This is a genomic window from Sphaerospermopsis sp. FACHB-1194, from assembly GCF_014696235.1.
GTDB lineage: Bacteria > Cyanobacteriota > Cyanobacteriia > Cyanobacteriales > Nostocaceae > Sphaerospermopsis > Sphaerospermopsis kisseleviana.
In genome coordinates, this window is sequence record NZ_JACJPU010000011.1 from 17795 (window position 1) to 42183 (window position 24389).

Below are 24389 nucleotides of genomic sequence, written 5' to 3' on the forward strand. Positions count from 1 at the left end.
GAATAAAAATATGTCATCAGATGGGATAAATGAGACATTTTTGAACGAAGATAGGAGGCATGGAACAGAAGGCAGAAGTCAGGAGGCGGTTTTTGTCATGGGAATTTATACCCCGCTGCAACAATTTTTCGCCTGAAAAGGCATGAGCGTAGCGGGACAAAGTTCGGTTTTAAACCCAATTTTTTCAATAAGGTGATAAAAATTTGATTATCAATTGCCTCAAGGACGGTTAAGTTTTTCCACCACGCTCCAAAACTCAACCTCAGATGCCGTTTTATTTGGTGCGGGTACTCTTTGTGCCTACGGTACAACACTTACTGTCTCCCATCCAACACTGCTGCAACAGAGAAAAACAGAAAATAAATCTCTCTAGCCGATTCATATAGTGCTTTCAAGTTCTGGAAACCTGAATCCGGATATTAAATTCTTTCCACAACCAGTTCAACCCTGGTTACTGACAACTACAGCAGGGGCGAATTTTTAGCAAGGATCATAAGGATGATTAAGTAAGTTATACAAAATACATTTTATAGTTAGGAGAGGGAACAGGGAACAGGGAAATGGTGACTGGGGATTGGGGAAGAAAATTTTAGATTTTAGATTTTAGATTGGAGTTAACAAAAACAATCCAAAATCCAAAATCCAAAATAAATAACTCCTGCCTCCTGCTGTAATCAAAATAGATATTCACAACCACACGATGGTAAAACCACTCAAATCTAACTATTCTGTAGTTTGGACTCATAAAATTGCCGAAGTTCCTCAAACAGCCTGGGATGCTTTGGCTATGCCACTAAAAACTCCGTTTTTAGAATGGGATTGGTTGAATAATATGGAAACCTCCCATAGTGCTACAGCTAACGCTGGTTGGTTGCCAAATCACCTGACTTTATGGCGAGATAGAACATTAATTGCTGCTGCTCCACTTTATCTTAAAGGGCATAGTCAAGGGGAATTTGTTTTTGATCATCAATGGGCTGATTTAGCTTATCGTATTGGTGTAGAGTATTACCCCAAAATGTTGGGAATGTCGCCATTTACCCCGGCTGAAGGCTATCGCTTTTTAATTTCTCCTGGTGAAAATGAAGCAGAAATTACGGCAATGATGGTACACGAAATTGATGCTTTTTGCATCCAAAATAATATTTCTGGCTGTCATTTTCTGTATGTTGATCCCCAATGGCGGCCTGTGTTGGAAAAACAAGGTTTCACGGCTTGGTTACACCATAGCTATATTTGGGAAAATGCTGATTTTCAAGGTTTTGATGATTATTTAAAAGTATTCAATGCTAACCAAAGGCGGAATATTAAAAGAGAACGCAAGGCGGTAGAAAAGGCTGGTTTACGACTGCAAGCTGTCACTGGTGAAGAAATTCCTAAGTCGCTGTTTCCGTTAATGTATGAATTTTATGCGGATACCTGTGATAAGTTTGGTTGGTGGGGTAGTAAGTATCTGACCAAGGGATTTTTTGAAAGTTTATATCATAATTATCGTCATCGGGTGGTATTTTTCGCTGCTTATAACGATGAAAACCAGCGTCAACCTGTGGGGATGTCATTTTGTTTATTCAAGGATGATAAACTATATGGTCGCTACTGGGGCAGTTTTCAAGAAATAGATTGCTTACATTTTGATGCTTGTTATTATGCACCGATTGAGTGGGCGATCGCTCACGGTATCCAAACTTTTGATCCCGGTGCGGGGGGAAGACATAAGAAACGGCGCGGTTTTCCAGCTAAACCTAATCACAGTCTACACCGATTTTACAATAATCGTTTAGGACAAATCTTACGTCCTTATATTCTAGAAGTGAATCAAATGGAAGAGGAGGAAATGAAGGCGATCAATGCAGAGTTACCTTTTAGTCAAAATAATCGTTAAAAAATCTGGTTAAAGAATTACACTGGAATTGTAATGTAAAAAACTCTGGAAATAATTTCTTTTTTTAGCATGACTATGGATTTAATACTTGATGATTTAACCGCAATTGATGATAAGCTTTCCCAACGTCATATTGATCTTGATCCCAGTGGCTATTTCATTATTTACATTGACCGCAATGAACGGTTAATTTATGCCAAACATTTTACAAATATAATTGATGAACGTGGTTTGGCTGTAGATCCAGAAACTGGTAAGGTGATTCCGGCACGGGGTAAGGTAGAAAGAACTCACACAACCGTATTTAGCGGCCGCACTGCCAAAGAATTGTGTGTGAAAATTTTTGAAGAAACTCAACCCTGTCCTGTAACTTTCTTTGACCATGCTGCTTATTTGGGAAGGGAATTTGTTCGCGCTGAAGTTGCTTTAGTGACAGGTCAGGAATACGTGCAAGATTAAGGACAGTTATTAGTTATCAGTGATCAGTTATTCTGATCACTGATCAAAAAATTAAGCCCTCAGATGAACTAAATATCAAATTCTGCGTCAAGGAAAATATCAGTATTTGTAGAGGTAAAGTTATGTCATCACAACCGCTGCGGTATTTATTTTTCAGTGGTTTGAGTTTATCCTTATTGATCGGTAACTCCGTGGCCTTCGCTCAAACTGATAGTATTGTTGTTCCCACTGTACCATCAGGCTCAACAACAACAGTACCATCAGGTTCATCCACCAATATACCCACTTCCACCCCCGTTAATACTAGCACCAGATTTAGCTGTCAATCTTACAATGGTAGATATACGGTAATGTATCAACCCCAAAGCCAACCCGGTCAATTTTTTGCTTGGGCTGCACCTCAAGCATTAGGAGGTGGTTGGAATCCGCAAAATCGTTGTCAGGCGATCGCCCAACGCTTAGAATTATACCGTCCAGATGGACTACAAGAACTGCAAATAGCCAGAGAAAATAACGAAAATATTATTTGTGTCACCACCGAAGCTAACCCCGGTTGTCGCATTGTTCTGACAGTACCACGAAATAAAGACCCCTACGCTATCCGCAGTAGTATCTTCAGCAACTTAACTACCGCAGACAACGGACAGCAAACTATAGCCGTTAACACCTACACTAATCGTCATCCAGGAGGAGTCAACGAACTGTACAATTTAGGACGTAGACTTTTAGGAGATAAAAATACTGTTAATTCTTCAAACAATGGCATTAATTTAAAACCTTTTTTAGCTCCTGAAGATGGTGGTACAGCTACACAATTACGAAATGGAGTATCAATTGGTAGTCCATCTCAACCACAAAAACAGACCATCTTAAATCCTCGTTTATTCCGTTGATCAATATCATTATAGCATTTACCAAGCTAGTGAGGTACAGAGTTTTTTATCTTAGGGAATTGGGAATTGGGAATTGGGAACAGTAAATAAATTAGGGTGTACCTCATGAGACTGGGAAACGCTATATAGGGGTTGCTGAGAAAGTCTTTCTGTGAGGGCATAGGAGTCAGGAGTCAGGAGTCAGGAGTCAGGAGGAGATTGGAAAATTTCTTTGCCATCTCTTGAAATCCCAAAAAATGCACACTTTTTCCGGTATACCCTTCAAAACCCTTGCACTAATTTCTGTGTTTATCAGCCTCTAACCTTTGATATATCAAGGTTTTAGGTTTATTCAGCAAACGCTATATACATCTGTTGGTAATTCAATGTGCATGATTTGCAACCCGTTCTAGGGACAATTCATGAATTGTCCCTAAATTCATTTTCTCCAGAGGTTTATTAAGTGACACTTAAATATGCAAAAATCATAAAATTTTGCAAATTTAGACACAGAGAAACTTAAATTACTATACTTTAACAGTTTGCACTTTTTGAGCCTAAAAATGGCGATTATGACCTTAAATGTTACTGCTATTTTTTGATAGGGTGTATACAATAACGTTTAAAAAAATGGATTTTCGCTTCCTACCTTCCTTTGTAAAAGAAACGTGAATATAATTTAGTTATATAAACAAAATATCTCAATTTATTATATATAGTCGTAGGCAGGATGATCACATCAATTTATGATACAAGTCTTATTAAAATAGAGTTTTAGTCCTCAATTCTGCTATGGTAATCCTACCCCATTTTTGAGAAAATATGTAGTAAAAATCCTTGTTTTATAAGGATTTGAGGCTTTATTAACTCTCAAGGATCATATAGGATTGATTGCTATATATAACAATCATATTTGATTTGGCAGAAGAAATCAGTATACCTTGATTCTTTATTTTATTTTCCCTATTTGCCGTTAATAGTTCCTTAAAACCTGTAATTTTGTAACTTCTCACTATGGTAAGTGCTGTATAAATTGATAATTTGCAACTAATATAACAGTTTACAAGGATTTTTAATCAACATCAATAAATCCTTGTTTACATTATTGGCATCTATTATTTGGACTAGCTTAAAATTCAAAAAAACTATATAAAAAATGGATAAGAAAAATATGAAATTCTTGTAAAAGGTTCATTTTAGTTATTGTCCATAAAAAGTTTTTAGATTAAATGAAGGAACTACAAACAGGAAAGCAATATTTGTCAAAAGCTCACAGTCAAAGGATTTAACCACAATGACAATGGGCTGGACAAATACTGCAATTTGAATTTGTTTCAATTTCACTTTACCATTTTATTAAGGTATAGACAATGTCAGATAAAATCTCTGGGGACACTCTCATAGGTGGCGTGAGTGATGACACTCTCATAGGTGGCGTGAGTGATGACACTCTCATAGGTGGCGATGGTAATGACACTCTCGATGGTGGCGATGGTAATGACTCCCTCGATGGTGGCGATGGTAATGACACTCTCGATGGTGGCGTGGGTAATGACACTCTCATAGGTGGTACAGGTGCTGATAGTCTGATCGGTGGAAATGGTAACGATACCTATGGTGTTGATAACTCAGGGGATCAAGTCATTGAAAATGCTAATGAAGGCACAGATACAGTCGTATCATCTATCAGTTATACCCTGGGAAATAATTTAGAAAACCTTGCTTTGATAGGTGAGAACAATATCAACGCTACAGGTAACGAACTGAATAATGGAGTCTTGGGTAATGATGCTAATAATGTCTTAGATGGTGGACTTGGTAACGATAGTCTGTACGGACAGGGAGGTAATGACACTCTCATAGGTGGCAAGGGTGATGACTACCTCGATGGTGGTACAGGTGTTGATAGTCTCATCGGTGGAAATGGTAACGATACCTATGTTGTTGATGGCTTAGGGGACGTAGTCATTGAAAATGCTAATGAAGGCATAGATGCAGTCATATCATCTATCAGTTATACCCTGGGAGATAATTTAGAAACCCTCATTTTAACAGGTCAGAACAATCTCAACGGAACAGGTAATGACCTAAATAATACACTCTTTGGGAATGATGGTAATAATGTCCTAGATGGTGGACTTGGTGATGATACTATCTATGGACAAGCAGGTAATGACACTCTCATAGGTGGTGAGGGTAATGACACTCTCATAGGTGGTACAGGTGCTGATAGTCTCATCGGTGGAGTTGGTAAAGATATCTATGTTGTTGATGAATTAGGGGACGTAGTCATTGAAAATGCTAATGAAGGCATAGATACAGTCGTATCATTTATCAGTTATCATCTGGGAGATCATTTAGAACGTCTGTCTTTGATAGGTGAGAACAATATCAACGGTGCAGGTAACGATCTGAATAATGACATGTTGGGTAATAATGGTAATAATTTCCTAGATGGTGGCAGAGGTAACGATAATCTGTCTGGACAAGCAGGTAATGACACTCTCATAGGTGGTGAGGGTAATGACACTCTCACAGGTGGCGTTGGTATGGACGCTTTCCGTTTCACTGGTTTAAATGGAGGAATTGATACAATTACCGATTTTAAATCTGGAACAGATAAAATTCAAATAGATAGCAATGGTTTTACTGGTTTAGCAATTGGTCAATTAAGCGCCGAAGCTTTTACTTCTGGCGCAGGTGTGACTTCAGCTACTAGCAGCACCCATAGATTTATTTTCAACACTACCAATGGTGATTTATTCTTTGATGCCGATGGTGATGGTGCTGGAGCTAGTGTGAAGATCGCAACTCTGAGTAATTCTGCTAGTTTGAGTCACTCTGATATCTTTGTGAATATCAACGTTACAGGTAACGACCTGAATAATGTGCTGTTGGGTAATGATGATAATAATGTCTTAGATGGTGACAGTGGTAACGATAATCTGTCTGGACAAGGAGGTAATGACACTCTCATAGGTGGTGAGGGTAATGACACTCTCACAGGTGGTGTTGGTAGGGACGCTTTCCGTTTCACTGGTTTAAATGGAGGAATTGATACAATTACCGATTTTGAATCTGCAACAGATAAAATTCAAATAGATAGCAATGGTTTTACTAGTTTAGCAATCGGTCAATTAAGTGCAGAAGCTTTTACTTTTGGTGCAGGTGTGACTTCAGCTACTAGCAGCACCCATAGATTTATTTTCAACACTACCAATGGTGATTTATTCTTTGATGCCGATGGTGACGGTGCTGGAGCTAGTGTGAAGATCGCAACTCTGAGTAATTCTGCTAGTTTGAGTCACTCTGATATCTTTGTGATTTAGTAAAATCCCTAGTTATATCATGTCCGGTTCAATACTTAATATCTGTTGAGGTTGGTAATTGGTTAGGACTTACGCAAGATATGGCTAAAAACCTTATTCTTGCGTAGGGGTAATTCATGAATTACCCCTACTTTCGTTCCCTTTTGCGTAAGTCCTGTTGGTTATTAGTAGTTGGAAACAACAATTAAAACAATTATTCACCAATCAGTTATATTCTAAGTAATTACCAGGACTTGATGCTATTCAGGGTATATTTTGATGATAGGTTAGGATCTTTCTCAAGATCACGGTTAAAAGTTCTGTTTTTGGATTATAGGTTTAATTAGGGTTGGCTGAGTAGATTTGTCTCGGCCAGCCCTAATTGCTACAACTGTTCCTGAAACTGGGATTGACAATTTATTTTTTCCATAATCAGGTAAAATTTATAAGTTTTTTGACTTAAATGCCAGTTTGAGGTTGCAATTTCCCAAAATTGTGATAGCTTGGTACGATATCCTTAAATACTAATACCTCTATCAGTGAGCTATACAAAAGTGTATTAGTTTACTGTATTAGTCTACTGTAGGAGTATTTATTGGCTATATGTGCTATGAACCTATAGAAAAAGGACTGAAGTAGAAAAACCAGTGATAAAAAGAACATTGTTTTAAACCAGAGATCAACGGAACATAATCTAGTTTTAATGTAGTTGTAATAACAATTGAGACAGGTAGTAAATTTACTGGCAAGTGATATGAATCCAGTGCTGCAATTTGGCGATCGCATAATAACAGCCCCAGAAGTTCTACAACTACTGGGGAAACACCAATTAGTACCACCATTACTGAAAGAGGTAGTAATTGATCAAGCGATCGCAGAAATTGAATGTACACCACAGGAAGAAAAACAAGCCTGTGAACAGTTAGCGCAACAATATCAAGGAAAACAAGAACAGGGAATCAGTACCGAACAGTTGAATAGTATAGCTATTCGCCAACTGAAACTGGAAAAGTTCAAAGAAGCAAGTTGGGGACAAGATTTAGACTCCTACTTTTACCAGCGCAAAACCCAGTTGGATCGAGTTATATATTCCCTGATCACTACTTCTGATATTGGAATAGCCCAAGAAATCTACTTCCGCATCCAAGAAGGAGAACAATCTTTTGCTCAAGCAGCAAGAGAATATGCCCAAGGTCCAGAAGCCCAAACAGATGGTTTAGTCGGTCCTGTGGAATTACAATCTCTTCATCCGATGTTGGCGAGAGTCTTATCTGTCAGCCAACCACAGCAACTTTCACTACCTACTCAAATAGGAGAATGGATAGTAATTGTCAGGCTAGAAAAACTACTACCAGCTCAGTTGGATCGGCAAATTCGTCAAAGATTGCTGAATGAGCGGTTTCAGACTTGGCTGCAAGGGCAAGTAGCTCCACAAAACTGGCAAATTAAACTATCAGAAGATATGCAATGACAACAGGTAATAGGTGAAAGATTAAAACGTCCTTGATTATATCATTTGCATGATAAAGATACCTAATCATATAAGTCAGGGATGAGTAAAAAGCCAACTTACACATTTGGGAAGGCTTCCAGCACAAAAAATATCCAAGGTGTAAAAATTCTAGAAAGAGTTTGTGCAGCTTTTTCTAATCCATGAATCCCGGATAAATAACAAACAGCAGATTATTAAATCGAATAAATATGACTTATAATAGCGAATCCTTTGATCAATTTCTCCAGAGTATTGCAGGATTTGATCAACTATCAGCCCAGGAAAGACGCAATTTACTATCACAACAACAAGCTCTACGCTATCGCATAGGACAAAAAATCATTGGTAAAGAAAAACTACCAGATAGAATAGCGATTCTGTACGAGGGAAAAGTGAGACTGTTGGGATATCACCCCCAAACCCAATTACCAATTACCCTGAAAATCCTAGAACCAGGAGCAATAATTGGGGAAATTAGTTTGATGCGGCAGATTGCTTGTGAAACAGCGATCGCATCCACAGAAGTGATTTGTTTAACCTTGAGTACAGCAGATTATTTAAGTCTACTACGCCAAAATCCAGCCTTTGCTAATGATCGTCAAAACTGTAGTGACATCTCAGAAGTATTTGATATTCTCAGCCCACTGTTAGCACAACAAGCTAATGCCAATTTAAATATCAAAGACATCAGTCAAGAAATTTTATCAGAGGCAAAAATTCATTACCTACCACCAGGAAAATCCTCTTTTACACAACTAGAAAGTGATAAAATTTGGTTTGTTAGTGGTGGTACAGTAGCTAATTTTCCCCCTAATTCTCCGTTAGAATCTAGTCATACTAGAGGAATGATCGAAGTAACAGGGAGCAGTCCAGCACGGTTATTAGGTATCAATCCCCCAGATTTATCATTCCTCAATCCAGAACTAGTAGAGGCAGAACTAACATATAATCAACAACAAAACACAGATGAAATAGAAATTCCCTACGCCACAGTAGAAGAAGTTATTCCTTCCCAACGCCAAACACCATCAGAGAAAAAACACCACCAACAATACCCATTTTTTCGTGGACAGGGGGAAATAAATTCTACCTTGGCTTGTTTGCAAATGCTGGCCAAGCATTTACAAGTTCCCTTGCGTAAAGAAGTAGTACGTCGGACTTTAAACGACAACATTAAACGTCATGGTAATATATCCCTTCAACTTTGTGCTTATGTGGGAGAAGAATTAATTGGACTGAGATCCCAATTAGTAGATATTCCCGCCACTGCAATTACACGCATTTCTACACCAGCACTAATTCAATATCAAGATAGCTATGCTGTGATCTATGCAGTAGATGAAAATACAGTAGTTTTAGCTGTGCCATCAAAAGGAATAATTAATTGCAAACCAAGCAAACTACTGGAAGAAATAGCAACTGATGAAACCACATTACAACCACAACTGCGGGTATTACTTATCGGTGCTACCCAAGAAACACCGCAACAACGCTTTGGGTTAAGTTGGTTTTTACCTTATCTATCACGTCACCGTCGGGTATTAATAGAAGTCTTTATCGCTTCCTTTTTCGTCCAATTAGCTGCTTTAGCTAATCCTTTGGTTATTCAATTAATCATTGATAAAGTCATTGTTCAAAATAGTATTAATACCCTGAATATTTTAGGGGTGTTATTATTAGCAGTGGGTGTATTTGAAGCAATACTAACTACATTGCGGACATACTTATTTGTGGATACAACCAACCGCATTGACATGAGCTTAGGGTCACAAATTATTGACCATTTACTCAGATTACCTTTACGTTATTTTGAACGTAGACCTGTGGGTGAACTAGCAACTCGCATCAATGAATTAGAAAATATCCGTCAGTTTCTCACAGGGACAGCTTTAACAGTGGTATTAGATGCAGTATTCTCGGTGGTTTATATCATCGTGATGCTGTTTTATAGTTGGCAATTAACTTTAGTGGGTTTGGGAACAATTCCCCTATTTGTGGTGATTACATTAATTGCCGCCCCCACGGTGAGCCGACAATTACGTACCAAAGCAGAACGTAATGCAGCAACTCAATCTTATTTAGTGGAGGTAATGTCAGGTATTCAAACAGTAAAGGCGCAAAATATTGAATTGCGATCGCGTTTTTCCTGGCAAGAACGTTATGCTCGGTTTGTATCCGCAGGTTTTAAAACAGTCATCACTTCCACTTTAGCTAATTCTACCAGTCAGTTTCTCAACAAACTCAGTAGCTTATTAGTTTTGTGGGTAGGAGCTTATTTAGTATTAAAAGGAGAATTAACATTAGGGGAATTAATCGCCTTTAGAATTATTTCCAGTTATGTGACTAGTCCTATTTTGCGGTTAGCACAACTTTGGCAAAACTTCCAAGAAACTGGTTTATCTTTAGAGCGATTAAGTGATATTGTGGACACACCCCAAGAAGCAGAAACAGACAAAGATAATATTCCCTTACCTGGGATCATGGGTGCTGTTAAATATGAAAATGTTTGCTTCCGCTTTGCTCCCAGTGGACCACTGCAACTAAACAATGTGAGTCTTGATTTTCCCTCTGGTACATTTGTCGGTATTGTCGGACAAAGTGGTTCAGGTAAAAGCACAATGATGAAATTACTGCTGAGACTTTATAACGTCGAGTCTGGCAGAATTTTGATTGATGGTTACGACATCAGCAAAGTAGAACTTTATTCAGTACGCAGACAAATTGGGGTTGTACCGCAAGATCCGCTTTTGTTTGATGGTACTGTAAAAGAAAATATTGCATTGACTAATCCTGATGCAACTACAGAAGAAATTATCGAAGCGGCCAGGATAGCAGTTGCCCATGAATTTATCATGAATTTGCCCAATGGTTATAACACCAGAGTAGGGGAAAAAGGTTCTAACCTTTCAGGAGGACAAAGACAGAGGATAGCGATCGCTCGTTCCATTTTACAAAAACCTAAATTATTAGTTTTGGACGAAGCTACCAGCGCCTTAGATTATCCCACAGAAAGACAAATATGCCTCAACTTAGCTAGAGCTTTTCAAGGTAAAACAGTCTTCTTTATTACTCACCGTCTCAATACTGTTAGTAATGCAGATACAATCGTTGTTATGGATGGCGGTAGGGTGATAGAACAAGGTAATCATCAAGAATTAATGACTGCTAAAGGTCATTATTTCTACCTATATCAACAACAAGAAGTTAATTTGTAATTAGTTATTAGTTATCAGTGGGAATAGGGAATAGGGGAAGGAAATTTTAGATTTTAGGTTTTAGATTGGAGTTAAGAAAAACAATCCAAAATCCAAAATCCAAAATCCAAAATCCAAAATTAATAACTCCTGACGCTAAAATTCAAAATCCAAAATCCAAAATCTAAAATCCAAAATCTAAAATTGTTATGACTCAACATAATGGTAATCATATCAACGGTAACGGTAATGGCAACGGAAAAAAACAAAGTAGTGTACAGTTGCTGACACCTGCCAAGAAAGCTAGAACAGAGACTTTGACTCGTGTAGCTTATCAAGATAGTTTTGATCAATCTATAGTTTTACGTCAATCACCAGTTTGGTCACGTACCATCATGATCACTCTGATGGTTGTAGCTTGTTTTGGAGTGGGTTGGGCTTATTATGCCAAAATTGAACAAGTAGTTCCCGCGACCGGTCAGTTAAAACCAGAGGGAACAGTAAAAGAAGTGCAAGCTCCTATTAGTGGTGTTGTCAAATCTGTTTATGTGAAAGATGGACAAGAAGTAAAGAAAGGAGACTTGCTCTTAACATTTGAATCCGTTGCCACCTTAGCTGAGTTAAATTCCTTAAACAAGATTCGTGCTGCTTTAATTAAAGAAAACGATATTTATCGTCGCTTGATGAGTGCAAGTAACGGTATCACCTCAGAATTGAATTTTTTAAGCAGTAACTTGCCACCAGAAACAGCTTTTCTCCTGAAAAGTCGAGCCTCATTAGTCGCTGACAATGATTTATTGCGTTCTCAATTAAGAAATTCTACACCAGGAATAAGTGGTGGAATTGATGAACAACAACGCCTCCTAGCTGCCAGAAAAGAATTAGAATCTCGGTCTAATGCAGCACAATTAGAAGTTGAAAAAATCAGAAAGCAACTATCGCAAACCAAAGTCAAGATCAAAGATACTCAAAATGGTTTAGCAATTCAACAACAAATTTTAGATAAAGTCAAAACCCTAGCAGAAGAAGGGGGGATTTCTCAATTACAATATCTGAATCAGCAACAACAAGTACAAACTCTGAGGGCAGAAATAGAGCAATTAAGGGAAGAAGAAAAACGTCTAGAGTTTGATATTCAAAGAGGACAGCAAGAAGTAACGAATACTGTAGCGGTGACAGATAAAAATGTTTTAGATCAGATAGCCAATAATAAAAAGCGAATTGCGGAAATTGACAGCCAATTCATGAGAATTATTTTGGAAAATGAGCAAAGATTGGCAGATGTTAATAGTAGAATTTCCCAGACACAATTAAATGTCAAATATCAAGAACTTCGCGCTCCTGTAGCGGGGATAGTATTTGATCTGCAAGCAAAAAATCCTGGTTTTGTCGCTAATCCTACCGAGAAATTATTACAGATTGTACCTAATGATAAATATGTAGCGGAGGTATTTATCACCAATCAAGATATTGGTTTTGTGCGGGAAGGAATGAAGGTAGATGTGAGAGTTGATTCTTTTCCTTTTAGTGAGTTTGGAGATATTAAAGGTAAAGTGATTAATATCGGATCGGATGCTTTACCTCCTGATCAGACTTATCAATATTATAGATTTCCAGCGAAAGTTAGTTTAGATAGTCAGACGATAAATGCTCACGGTAGAAACATTCCTGTACAGTCGGGGATGTCTATTACTGCTAATATTAAGGTGCGTGAGGAACGGAGTGTGTTGAGTTTATTTACGGAGATGTTTACTAAGCAGGTTGAGAGTTTGAAAGAAGTTAGATAGATGGTTATGGGTGATGGGTGATGGGTGATGGGTGACTCCCTTGCTACCCATGCCACCCATACTTCCCATGCTTCATGTCTGTTAATAAAGAATTTGTAATTGAATTATGAAAATATGATTTAAATATCCTCCAAAAACGCCTCAAAACTTCCATATTAAAAAATCTCAAATAAAATATTTTTGAAATCATAATTAGGGTTTGCTGAATAAACCTAAAACCTTGATATATCAAAGGTTAGAGGCTGATAAACACAGAAATTAGTGCAAGGGTTTTGAAGGGTATACCGGAAAAAGTGTGCATTTTTTGGGATTTCAAGAGATGGCAAAGAAATTTTCAAATCTCCTCCTGACTCCTGACTCCTGACTCCTGACTCCTATGCCTTCACGGAAAGACTTTCTCAGCAAACCCTAATTATATGGCTAAAACAAGCATATTCAAATTGTATGAAAAATGCTACCGGAAATATGAAAAGCATTTTATTTTTACATCCCAACTTCCCCGGACAATTTCGCCACTTAGTTAAAACTTTAGGACAAGATCAGAATTATCAAGTGGTATTTGCCACAAATAATCAACAAGGAAATATACCAGGTGTACAGAAGGTAATTTATCAACCTTCCCGCACAGTAGCAAGTCAAACACATTATTATATTCGCAATTTAGAAAATGCAGTTCTTACCGGACAAGCAGTATATCGGATGGCACAACGATTAAAAAATCAAGGTTTTATTCCAGATATCATTTATGGTCATTCTGGTTGGGGACTAACTTTATTTATAAAAGAAGTTTTTCCCCAAGCAGAATTATTATGTTTCTTTGAATGGTTTTATCATAGTCGCGGTTCAGATGCAGGTTTTGATCCTTGTGATCCATTAAGTGTAGATGATATATGTCGTATTAGGGTAAAAAATTCACCGATTTTACTGGATTTATACCATTGCGATCGCGGACTTTCTCCTACTAACTGGCAGCGTCAACAATTTCCCCAAGAATATCATCATAAAATCACTGTTTGTCACGATGGCATTGATACTAATTACTTTATCAGTAAACCAGATACTAAATTATTTTTACCTAGCATCAATTTGGATCTTTCCCACGTCACAGAATTAGTTACCTATTCAGCAAGAGGTTTTGAACCTTATCGGGGTTTTCCTCAGTTTATGGAAGCAGTAGCATTAATTCAACAACAGCGCCCAAATTGTCATATTGTAGTTGATGGGGAAGATAAGGTATTTTATAGTAAACATCTTGCTGATGGGAAAACCTATAAACAGTTAATGTTAGAAAGTCTAGATTTAGATTTATCGAGATTACATTTTACTGGTAGACTGCCTACCCATGAATATCTACAACTTTTACAAGCTTCCTCAGCCCATATTTACTTAACCCGTCCTTTTGTTTTATCCTGGTCAATGTTAGAAGCAATGTCTGTAGGATGTTTACTCATAGCTTCCAATACTCCCCCAGTTGTAGAGATCATTGAAGATGGTAAAAATGGACTTTTGGCAGATTTCTTTTCTCCTGTACAAATTGCTGAAAAGGTAAATCTAGCTTTGGATAATGCAGAAGATATGAAAGTTATTCGTGCAGCAGCAAGAAAAACAATAGTCAATAATTATAATTTAGCAGCATTATTACCAAAACAATTAGATTGGATATTCGGTAAGAAAACTTCTCTTAATTCCTATGGTTTGAGAATTTAGGTTTTATAGAGGTAGAACCTCTAGGTTTGCATTCCCAGTCTGGACACTGGGAACGAGTGGATAATTAAATTATGTGAAATTTGTTGCTGGAAAAACTTCCGTACCACAGGAAATACAACACCATTATAACGTTCAAGAGCAGGTAAATTTTTTACACTGCTATATCTAGATTGAGAACAATTAATAATTAATACAGCAGTTTCCGTTATTATGAGGTACAGATATTAATGATAAAACCCTTGTAGCGCAGGCATACTTAGACAAGCTCAGTACAAGTCTTGCCTGCTCATCGTGTACTTTATGTAGATGGAATGTGCTGTAAATCTCTTACTGATGTTAAAAATAGTAATAATTAATTATACTATATTGATTGTATCATAAATTATATTATGTATATTATGAAAATTACTGAGAAAATTTGCAAGATAAACTAACTTGTAAAAATATTATCTAATAGACATCTCCAGGAAAAAAATTATGGAACCTATTTATGGGGGCAGGTCGAAGCATTTGGGATATCTAGATGTCTGATTTTTCCGTTAAATTATCGCCCAAATGCTTCGCCCCTACAACTTATGACAAATTAATACATTCTATTTTGGAGAGGTCTAATTGATATATAATTTATAGTAGGGAGGTATTTTTCTCATAATTATCTCTCAACTAACTTCCCATCACTGCATCTCAATACTTTTCGGTTAAGCCCAAAAAATAAAATTCTGTAGGTTGGGTTGAGGAACGAAACCCAACATTTATAAGCTTTTGTTGGGTTGCGCTATCGCTTAACCCAACCTACAAAAACTCATAATTATCTCTCAACTAACTTCCCATCACTGCATCTAATAACAACTCACCACCAAATCGCACCGGATCTGTACAAGGTAAACCTGTTTGATCTGTAACTTGGGCGATCGCATTTTTACCAGCAACTTCATCTAAATCTCTAGTATTTAAAGCTATCCCCGCTACCGGAACTTTAGCAAACGCACCCACCCCACTAGCAACAATTTCATACATTTTAATTACCTCCGGTAAAGGAGGAATCGGAACATGAGGATTATTATGATTGTGAGTTTGTCCGGCTCGATGCACTAAAATTAAATGTGTAGGTTGAGAACCCCGAATTAAAGGTAAAGTTGCAGTTGAACCAGGATGTAATAAAGAACCTTGTCCTTCTATTTGCAGAATATCGTAATTTTTACCAAACCGCATCACCAACTGTTCCACCGCACCCGCAGCAAAGTCTACCCGCACTGCATCTAACGCTACTCCATCCCCTTCTAACATTAACCCAGTTTGACCAGTAGCTAAAAATTTCGACTTCCAACCCCGTAATTTTGCAGAACGATGTAATTCTAAACTGGTGGACATTTTACCAATAGCCATATCTGTTCCCACCGTCAACACCCGACGACAGGGAAGAGTCCGCGCTAACCCGGAAGCTATTTCTAAGTTAGCAGGTTCTTTTCGCACATCCCAAATTAAGCAACCTGGTTTTAAGAGAGCATTTAATTCTGGTATATTCCCTAAAGGTGTGTGTAGACCATTAACCAAAGACATTCCCCCTTTCAAAGCATCTTTGATATCCGGCCAATAATGATCAGGAATTATCCCACCTTTGGGAGCAATACCAATAACTAAAACTTCTGGTTGATATTGCAAAGCCGCACTCACTGAACCCACAACAGGAACATCACGTTTTATTCCTGTTAACTCTGATACAGATTTACCTACACATTCCCGATCTATCACTGCAACTATCGGTGATTCACTATAGCGTAAAATGGATAAACCGGTTTTTCCCTGAGTTCCACTCAGTCCTTCATGCAATAAAATTGCTATCTTTTTATTAAGTGGCAGACGCACTGTATTGTACTCCTAAACCTGGTAAATTATTAGGTAAAATTCGTCCTTTTTCAACTGATGCACCCACAAAAGGATCATCTATTAAATTTAAATGACTATCTAAATCTAAATAATCTGCTAATGGTGCAAGTTGGGAAGCTGCTGTATTGGCTAATGAACTATCAGAATAACAGCCAAACATCACTTGTAAATTATGTGCTTTGGCTGTATTTACCATTCTCCAAGCTTCACTTAAACCCCCAGATTTCATGAGTTTAATATTAATTCCATCTACATAATCTGCTAAGGGGGGAATATCCACACTGGTAAAGCAACTTTCATCCACAAAGATGGGTAAAGGTGAATGTTCTTTCAGGGTGGCTAATTTATTTTCTTCACCTCTTGGTAATGGCTGTTCTATATATTTTATCCCTAAATCTGCTAACCACAGAGACATAGAAATTGCATCTGCTAAACTCCAACCTCCGTTAGCATCTACAAATAAATCTATTTTTGGTGCTGTTTCTTTCACTGCTAAGAGCATTTTTCTGTCTGCTTCTATTCCCTCTTTTGCTCCTAATTTCACTTTTAATAATTTCACATCCATATATTCTAACCAGTCTTTGGTTCTGGTTGCTGCACCTTCTGGGGAGTTAATACCTATGGTTACGGATGTGGGTACTATTTTATTGAGATTTAGTCCCCACATTTTCCACAATGGTAAATTTACACTTTTCCCCATCCAATCATACAACGCCATGTCTATAGCTGCCTTGGCTGCGGAAGGGATTTGATACTGTGTTAAAATTGTTTCAATTTCCTGTCTTTGCCAAGGATTGTATAATTCTAACACAGGGGTGATTTTTTGCAAGGCATCTGTGATCATTTCGGTGGTTTGACGGTGATTTCCCACACCAAAGGGTGATGCTTCTCCCCATCCTTCAATGTCGTTTTCGATGATTTTGATGCTGATATTTGTTGTTTGTGTTGTTGTTCCTCTACTTATTGTTAACGGGAATCTTTTGTTAACTGTAAATTGACTGACTTGTATTTTCATTTTAGCAACTTATACTTATCAACTATTTATCAGCCATAATACACTAAATAAACAAGATTATAATTTTAGGACTTACGCAAGATGTGACTGAAAACCTTATTCCTGCGTAGGGGTAATTCATGAATTACCCTTACGTTTGTTCCCTTTTGCATAAATCCTGAATTTATTAGCTTCTGCATTGTTTGAAGAAATCCGGTATCCAATACTTTTCGGTTAAGCCCAAAAAATAAAATTCTGTAGGTTGGGTTGAGGAACAAAACCCAACATTTATCAGCTTTTGTTGGGTTGCGCTATCGCTTAACCCAACCTACAAAAACTCTTAACCGAACAGTATTGATCCCGTATCTGAATATTATCTATATTTTATTTATCAAGAAATTTAAATAATTTAAATAATTTAAATAATTTAAATAATAATAGAACCTGGAATTTCTGTTACGGGTGGTTCTCCCCAAGTTTCAATTTGGTTAAATGTATGTTTACTTAATGGATAAAATCTGATACTGTCTTCCAGGGAATTGATTTCTTTACCTAATCGTTGTTTTAATTCTGTATATTTCTGTGAATTGAGCAGACATTCAAAAACTGAATATTGAACTCTTTGACCATATCCTTCTAATAATTCTGAGATTTTTTGGCGACGTTTATCGTCAGGAATATCATAAACTATTACATAAAATAACATTTAAAAATTAACGAATTTGATAAGGTTGATAAACTTGACTAGGTTGATAGACAAATTCTTTAAAAATTTTAATTTGTTGAGTCATTAAATCCCATCGGGGTTGATTTTCACCTTTTTGATTTTGTACATCTTCCTCTAATTTCTGGAGAAAGTATTTTATATATTTTTCCCTACCATGATTATTGAGATAACAACCACCATCATGATAGACAAAATCTTGAGTATCATCCATAATTTTACTGTTGATTAACCACAACACCAAAGAATCAATAATTGGAGCGCGAAATTCTTCTATTAAATCAGAAGCTAATGCTGCATGACGTTCTGTTCCTTGATGCAAACAAGCATAATAGGGATCTAATCCTTGGATTTCTATTAATGTTAAAATATGATTCCACAGAATTTGATAACCAAAACTCAACATAGCATTAACGGGGTTTCCTGGGGGACGACGACTACGGGCTAAAAATATGAAATTAGGATGATTTAAGCATTCTCCAAAAGCGGAAAAATATTGAGCCGCACCAGCACCTTCTAATCCCATTAATCGTTCTGTTGTTTCTGCTTCCCGTGCTTTTTGAATTAATACAGCTAAACTTTTAATAGCCATTTCTGTAGTTGTTGAGGGATTGCGTCGTTGTTGACGTTGTAGAAAAGTCCGGCTATTTTTTAATTTACCTGCGACTATATTTTGAGCTACTATTAATTTATCGGTTGTTGTTAATTGTTGTTGATAACGGGAAAGTTGACGATATCCTCTAGCGATGGGCATTAATCGCCCATAACAATATCCCATTCTCGATAAATAAGCAATAGGAATATCTCGCCATAAACAGCTACGAATTGCTTCAGTAGTCATTTGTGATTTACCGAAAATTAATATTTGTTCTAATAGCGGTAATTGAATTTCTCCATGTATTGTTTCTCCTTGTTTGACTATTAAGGTTTCTGCTTTGAGAGAGATATAACAACCTTGACGGGAAATATATAATGTTCGCATAGTCGGTTAAGGGTAAGATTATTGATTACAAAAATTGATCTTTAGTTTGAGTACAAATTTTTTTCTAATGTTGTTAAGAATGATTAATTATTTTTGATTGTTGAGAAATGATTTCTGCTATCATATTTTTGATGTGAGTTGGTTGTAAAAAAACCACAATTTTATCAGATGCTGTAGCATTTATAAAACTAGCCAAGGTAACTAATAATGTATTGACAATAACTGCTGCTAATCCTAATGGGGCAATTAATAGGATTATAAGTGTAATTGACCCATTAAATATAGCGACTCCTAAATTTCTGACTAAAGCCGCACGATGAGAAATGTACATATTTTTTGTGAGTTGATGATTTTTTTAAAATAGACCTAATTGCCAGGTAATGTAAGGGGGTTTCATGCGAATAAGGAATTTTTTTGTTAGTAATGGTTTTTTTGCGGCCGGGTAGGGGAGGGGGTGCAAATGTTGATTCTTTCGTTGACCCTGCCGATCCCTTGCTGGGTAAGGGTTTCAGGTGTTTTAACATCATGGTTTATGGTGCTGGTTGACTCTTTTTTTAGACCCGGCCGAAAATTGCCTCTAGACAGTAGGCAGGGTAAGGGTTTATAATGGTGGCTACCGCTTCCTTAACAAGAAGTGGAATTAATGGAAACAACTCTTTTCTTTAGAGTTGTACAGCTCTATCAACTTTACCGCTTCCTTAACAAGAAGTGGAATTAATGGAAACTGCACTCTCCTCACGTTCAATTGCCACTCTCTCCTCACCTGACCGCTTCCTTAACAAGAAGTGGAATTAATGGAAACACCAATAAGACTTTTATGGATATGAGTAACGTACATTTACCGCTTCCTTAACAAGAAGTGGAATTAATGGAAACTCATTCATTAGGTTTAGAGCCTCATACCTCGACTGAGGATTTAAACCGCTTCCTTAACAAGAAGTGGAATTAATGGAAACTGTGTTAGTAGTGACAGATTTAGGACGGCTAAAATCTAAACCGCTTCCTTAACAAGAAGTGGAATTAATGGAAACAACAGAGGAGAACTTTTGAAGCTCAGTGAGGTCTCCATCTGACCGCTTCCTTAACAAGAAGTGGAATTAATGGAAACAACTAAGACGTTTATTTTCACAGAACAACACAGCTATTTCACCGCTTCCTTAACAAGAAGTGGAATTAATGGAAACTTGGGCTAGGTTATTGCTAGAGGATTCAGACTTTAGTACCGCTTCCTTAACAAGAAGTGGAATTAATGGAAACACGAAGCTTTCGCTCCTGTTTGTTAAGCTTTGGTAGCTTCACCTCCGCACCGCTTCCTTAACAAGAAGTGGAATTAATGGAAACACCTGAGCAGGTAAGGAAATACGTTCTTCTATTTGTTGTACCGCTTCCTTAACAAGAAGTGGAATTAATGGAAACAAGGAGACAAGGTGCGGAGAGCTAGGGAAGAGTATTCTTACCGCTTCCTTAACAAGAAGTGGAATTAATGGAAACTTTAACCAAGCCTCTTGCAGTGGCAGGGGTGCCACCGCACCGCTTCCTTAACAAGAAGTGGAATTAATGGAAACTGTGAAGCTTTGGGTGTGGAAATTCAGCCCGGCTTAACCGCTTCCTTAACAAGAAGTGGAATTAATGGAAACTGTATCACTACCTAAAGGAGTGGGTAGAAACCACTCCTGAGCCCACCGCTTCCTTAACAAGAAGTGGAATTAATGGAAACTCCTAAAGAGATGTTGAGTACATCCTCTATAGAAACTGAACCGCTTCCTTAACAAGAAGTGGAATTAATGGAAACAAGCCTTCACAAAAGCTTATATAGTTGATTAATTCTTGTACCGCTTCCTTAACAAGAAGTGGAATTAATGGAAACGAGCTGGAGCAGGGGCTGGAGCAGGGGCTGGAGCAGGCTGGCATTGAACCAGGGATGCAAGCCTACCCGCAAACCGCTTCCTTAACAAGAAGTGGAATTAATGGAAACAACATAGTGGCGCGTGATCAGCATCCTTGTGTAAACCGCTTCCTTAACAAGAAGTGGAATTAATGGAAACGTCAGGTGAACTACTTTTATAAATCCGTTCAATCATGTCACCGCTTCCTTAACAAGAAGTGGAATTAATGGAAACTTTTGGGTAACTCTTACTGGTACACCAACAACAAGCTCTACCGCTTCCTTAACAAGAAGTGGAATTAATGGAAACTTAGCAAGATTTGCTTTGTTAATAGACTCTTGAATTTCTTACCGCTTCCTTAACAAGAAGTGGAATTAATGGAAACAGCTACGTGGTCGCCTAAGTCGTGCCGTAGGGGCACTCACCGCTTCCTTAACAAGAAGTGGAATTAATGGAAACCAAGCTAGTAGCAAAAAATTACTAGCACTCATATCAGAGATGGGGACACCGCTTCCTTAACAAGAAGTGGAATTAATGGAAACTTGGAGGTTTTCTTGCTCCTCTTGTTTTAGAGCAGCAATTCTCACCGCTTCCTTAACAAGAAGTGGAATTAATGGAAACGTATTTTCTACTTGAGAATATTTCCTGAAGACCATGAAAACCGCTTCCTTAACAAGAAGTGGAATTAATGGAAACGTTCTTCCTGCTCAAGATCAGCAATGCGCTGCTCAAACCGCTTCCTTAACAAGAAGTGGAATTAATGGAAACTTGAGGAACTCCTGCTTCAATAGCTAAGTTTAGCAAAGACAACCGCTTCCTTAACAAGAAGTGGAATTAATGGAAACGTTATATTTACAGATTAAAGTTGGCGCGGCAAGACGCAACCGCTTCCTTAACAAGAAGTGGAATTAATGGAAACTGTCCTTAGTGGTTTACTAACAGTCAATACCTATGAAGACCGCTTCCTTAACAAGAAGTGGAATTAATGGAAACTAGTAATTAAGAGCGTTAAGAAGGTCGCTCCTTCTGTGTCTATGAGAAACAAAATTGCTAAAGCTTCCCGCAAGGCTCAACATCGCTTGGCAGCAGCTAAACGCCGCCGTCGGCAAGCAAAAAATGGCCGGGTTTGCAGCCCAGCCTACCAAGCTCTCTGCAGAACCGCTTCCTTAACAAGAAGTGGAATTAATGGAAACTGAATTACGAGAGAATCTTTCGGCTCAAATGTGCCACCGCTTCCTTAACAAGAAGTGGAATTAATGGAAACACCCCAGCCATCCACGCTGGAAGATCAGGACGCGCACCGCTTCCTTAACAAGAAGTGGAATTAATGGAAACCCACTATCAGATCCCGGACTTCTTTGAGAAGTCCGGGATCTACTGCTTAAATGAAGATTTTCCTCATTCGCATGAGAAGCATTGAATCACGAGAAAATTGCGAGTATGTTGTTACAGGAGATGTAAACAAAACTACCGCCAGGGTGAAGGAATATCTGTTATGGGAGAAAATAATGACAATAAAAAACTGTTGCGTCAATCTTTAGATGCAATTAATGAACAAGAAGAACGGAAAAAAGCAGATAAAATTGTGCGGCTTTCTCGTTTAAATATAACCATTGCAGTTTTATTATCTTTATTGATTCCCCTTGCTGGATATTGTTACACACGACGTTGGAAAGCACTGTTGTGGCTGGGTTTGAGTCTTGGTGTAACAGGTGCAATAATTGGATTATCTTCCTCTACAGAAGAAGAAGCAATGGAAAGAGGTTTTGCTATTGGTTCTATTGCTAGTTTAATTGCGCCTATTGATAATGGTTTAGCTATTTCCCGTGCTAAAAAGCAGATCGAAGATATTAATAATTAGGATTTGCTAAAAAAGTATTCTCATGGGAATTGGGAATTGGGAATAGATGAAAGAGTTTAGCAGAGAAAAATGTCCTAATTAAGGTGTCTTGATAACTACATCAATAATCTAGATTAATACATGAATAATTTAGATTATTAATTTAGATTATTAATTTAGATTATTAATTTAGATTAATAATATTGATGTCTTCTTTTATTTATTGAGTTAGTCATGGAAATGTTTAATAAATTAATCCGTAAAATATCGGTTTTTGGTATTAACTTTTATCAAAAACATCTCTCACCTTACAAGGGTTATTGTTGCGCTCATCGAATTTTGCATGGTGGTGATTCTTGTTCTGAATATGTCAAAAAAGCTTTTTTAGAACAGGATTTAAATACAGCAATTCAACTTTCCCGTCAACGATTTACAGAGTGTGGACAAGCTGCGGAAAATTTAGCATCTCAAAAACCACGTCAACAGGAAAATTTAAATGTAAGATTAGGATCGGCAAATTTACAGCGCAGAAGTTCTCGTTTATTCAATCGTCGATCATTTTTGTATTTAATCATTCCTGCATTCTTTACTTTTGGTTTAGTAACTCCTGCATTAGCAAGTAAAGGAAAAGCTTATAGTCAATGTTTGAAAATGGCAACAAAATCAAGTGTAAGACAAGATCAAAAAGATGGTAAATGTGGTAATGAACCAGAGTTATATTATGGTTTATGTTGTTTGGGAATTGTGGGTTTAGGTATTGCTAATGACGATAAATAGGGGTTGCTGAAAAAGTTATTTGTGGGAATTAAGAATGTGCTGTAAATGCAAGGTTTTTGATTTCCCATATCATAAAAGCTTGCACTTTTTCAGTTTTTGATTATTTAAAATCTTTGTGGGGAAAATTCATAAATTTTCCTGACATTCATTCATTTTTACCTGATGTTTATTGATTGGCAATCTACTGAAAACTTTATTCTTGCATAGGGGTAATTCATGAATTACCCCTACTTTTGTTCCTTTTGGCGTAAGTCCTATGATTCTATTTAGGGTTTGCTGAATAAACCTAAAACCTTGATATATCAAAGGTTAGAGGCTGATAAACACAGAAATTAGTGCAAGGGTTTTGAAGGGTATACCGGAATGTGCATTTTTTGGGATTTCAAGAGATGGCAAAGAAATTTTCAAATCTCCTCCTGACTCCTGACTCCTGACTCCTGACTCCTGACTCCTGACTCCTGACTCCTGACTCCTGACTCCTGACTCCTGACTCCTGACTCCTGACTCCTGACTCCTGACTCCTGACTCCTGACTCCTGACTCCTTGATCTCCTGACTCCTGACTCCTATGCCCTCACGGAAAGACTTTCTCAGCAACT

17 protein-coding genes, 1 pseudogene and 3 CRISPR repeat arrays are annotated in these 24389 nt (G+C 37.5%); of the genes and pseudogenes, 12 read left to right on the forward strand and 6 right to left on the reverse strand.

Annotation, left to right across the window (positions count from 1 at the left end; translation table 11 throughout):
- Nucleotides 1-10 precede the first annotated feature (10 nt).
- The 10 genes and pseudogenes from H6F45_RS26990 to H6F45_RS08935 all read left to right on the forward strand — a co-directional run bounded on the left by H6F45_RS26990 (nucleotide 11) and on the right by H6F45_RS08935 (nucleotide 14701).
- Nucleotides 11-136: a hypothetical protein gene (locus H6F45_RS26990; RefSeq protein WP_277876971.1), complete on the forward strand. Its 126-nt coding sequence runs from the start codon at nucleotides 11-13 to the stop codon at nucleotides 134-136.
- A gap of 114 nt (nucleotides 137-250) precedes the next feature.
- Nucleotides 251-481 (forward strand): annotated as a pseudogene (locus H6F45_RS26475) (dihydrofolate reductase family protein); the annotation flags it as partial.
- A 219-nt stretch (nucleotides 482-700) separates the two neighbouring features.
- Complete coding sequence (locus tag H6F45_RS08900; protein WP_137667649.1) at nucleotides 701-1882, forward strand: GNAT family N-acetyltransferase; 1182 nt, start codon at nucleotides 701-703, stop codon at nucleotides 1880-1882.
- A gap of 75 nt (nucleotides 1883-1957) precedes the next feature.
- The gene (locus H6F45_RS08905) at nucleotides 1958-2341 is read left to right on the forward strand and encodes a DUF4346 domain-containing protein (RefSeq protein ID WP_096569859.1); all 384 of its coding nucleotides are present in this window, start codon (nucleotides 1958-1960) and stop codon (nucleotides 2339-2341) included.
- Between the two features lie 122 nt (nucleotides 2342-2463).
- Nucleotides 2464-3234 (forward strand): COP23 domain-containing protein, encoded by a 771-nt coding sequence (locus H6F45_RS08910; RefSeq protein WP_096569857.1) that lies wholly within the window; start codon nucleotides 2464-2466, stop codon nucleotides 3232-3234.
- 1349 nt (nucleotides 3235-4583) lie between these two features.
- Complete coding sequence (locus H6F45_RS26480; protein WP_190346983.1) at nucleotides 4584-6542, forward strand: calcium-binding protein; 1959 nt, start codon at nucleotides 4584-4586, stop codon at nucleotides 6540-6542.
- A 733-nt stretch (nucleotides 6543-7275) separates the two neighbouring features.
- Nucleotides 7276-7992: a peptidylprolyl isomerase gene (locus H6F45_RS08920; protein ID WP_096569853.1), complete on the forward strand. Its 717-nt coding sequence runs from the start codon at nucleotides 7276-7278 to the stop codon at nucleotides 7990-7992.
- Between the two features lie 230 nt (nucleotides 7993-8222).
- On the forward strand, nucleotides 8223-11228 hold the full coding sequence (locus tag H6F45_RS08925) for a peptidase domain-containing ABC transporter (RefSeq protein ID WP_096569851.1): 3006 nt from the start codon (nucleotides 8223-8225) through the stop codon (nucleotides 11226-11228).
- A gap of 188 nt (nucleotides 11229-11416) precedes the next feature.
- On the forward strand, nucleotides 11417-12994 hold the full coding sequence (locus tag H6F45_RS08930; protein WP_190346984.1) for an HlyD family efflux transporter periplasmic adaptor subunit: 1578 nt from the start codon (nucleotides 11417-11419) through the stop codon (nucleotides 12992-12994).
- A gap of 444 nt (nucleotides 12995-13438) precedes the next feature.
- Nucleotides 13439-14701, forward strand: a complete 1263-nt coding sequence (locus H6F45_RS08935) for a glycosyltransferase family 4 protein (protein WP_242052578.1) — start codon at nucleotides 13439-13441, stop codon at nucleotides 14699-14701.
- An 819-nt stretch (nucleotides 14702-15520) separates the two neighbouring features.
- On the opposite strand, the gene H6F45_RS08940 is transcribed toward H6F45_RS08935, so the two are convergent.
- From H6F45_RS08940 to csx18, 5 genes are all read right to left on the reverse strand, one after another.
- The gene (locus tag H6F45_RS08940) at nucleotides 15521-16567 is read right to left on the reverse strand and encodes a DUF1611 domain-containing protein (protein ID WP_190346985.1); all 1047 of its coding nucleotides are present in this window, start codon (nucleotides 16565-16567) and stop codon (nucleotides 15521-15523) included.
- A complete protein-coding gene (locus tag H6F45_RS08945; protein WP_190346986.1) occupies nucleotides 16551-17603 on the reverse strand; it encodes a dipeptide epimerase in 1053 nt (350 codons plus the stop codon). The genes H6F45_RS08940 and H6F45_RS08945 overlap by 17 nt, the downstream gene beginning before the upstream one ends.
- Nucleotides 17604-18009: 406 nt before the next feature.
- Nucleotides 18010-18288: a CRISPR-associated endonuclease Cas2 gene (cas2, locus tag H6F45_RS08950; RefSeq protein WP_096569840.1), complete on the reverse strand. Its 279-nt coding sequence runs from the start codon at nucleotides 18286-18288 to the stop codon at nucleotides 18010-18012.
- A 7-nt stretch (nucleotides 18289-18295) separates the two neighbouring features.
- Nucleotides 18296-19288 (reverse strand): CRISPR-associated endonuclease Cas1, encoded by a 993-nt coding sequence (gene cas1, locus H6F45_RS08955; RefSeq protein ID WP_096569838.1) that lies wholly within the window; start codon nucleotides 19286-19288, stop codon nucleotides 18296-18298.
- Nucleotides 19289-19361: 73 nt separating this feature from the next.
- Nucleotides 19362-19619: a CRISPR-associated protein Csx18 gene (csx18, locus tag H6F45_RS08960; protein ID WP_096569836.1), complete on the reverse strand. Its 258-nt coding sequence runs from the start codon at nucleotides 19617-19619 to the stop codon at nucleotides 19362-19364.
- Between the two features lie 284 nt (nucleotides 19620-19903).
- Nucleotides 19904-21155: direct repeats of the CRISPR family, unit length 36 nt; unit sequence ACCGCTTCCTTAACAAGAAGTGGAATTAATGGAAAC.
- 72 nt (nucleotides 21156-21227) lie between these two features.
- A CRISPR array of direct repeats spans nucleotides 21228-22167; the repeat unit is 36 nt; unit sequence ACCGCTTCCTTAACAAGAAGTGGAATTAATGGAAAC.
- A 162-nt stretch (nucleotides 22168-22329) separates the two neighbouring features.
- Nucleotides 22330-22511: a CRISPR direct-repeat array (repeat unit 36 nt; unit sequence ACCGCTTCCTTAACAAGAAGTGGAATTAATGGAAAC).
- Between the two features lie 158 nt (nucleotides 22512-22669).
- On the opposite strand from csx18, the gene H6F45_RS08965 reads away from it, so the two are divergent.
- Both H6F45_RS08965 and yidD read left to right on the forward strand, forming a co-directional pair.
- Nucleotides 22670-23035 carry a hypothetical protein gene (locus H6F45_RS08965; RefSeq protein ID WP_096569834.1) on the forward strand — a complete coding sequence of 122 codons (366 nt, stop codon included), beginning with the start codon at nucleotides 22670-22672 and terminating at the stop codon, nucleotides 23033-23035.
- 219 nt (nucleotides 23036-23254) lie between these two features.
- Nucleotides 23255-23791 carry a membrane protein insertion efficiency factor YidD gene (yidD, locus tag H6F45_RS08970; RefSeq protein WP_199291168.1) on the forward strand — a complete coding sequence of 179 codons (537 nt, stop codon included), beginning with the start codon at nucleotides 23255-23257 and terminating at the stop codon, nucleotides 23789-23791.
- A gap of 404 nt (nucleotides 23792-24195) precedes the next feature.
- On the opposite strand, the gene H6F45_RS08975 is transcribed toward yidD, so the two are convergent.
- Complete coding sequence (locus H6F45_RS08975; protein ID WP_190346987.1) at nucleotides 24196-24387, reverse strand: hypothetical protein; 192 nt, start codon at nucleotides 24385-24387, stop codon at nucleotides 24196-24198.
- Nucleotides 24388-24389: the final 2 nt, after the last annotated feature.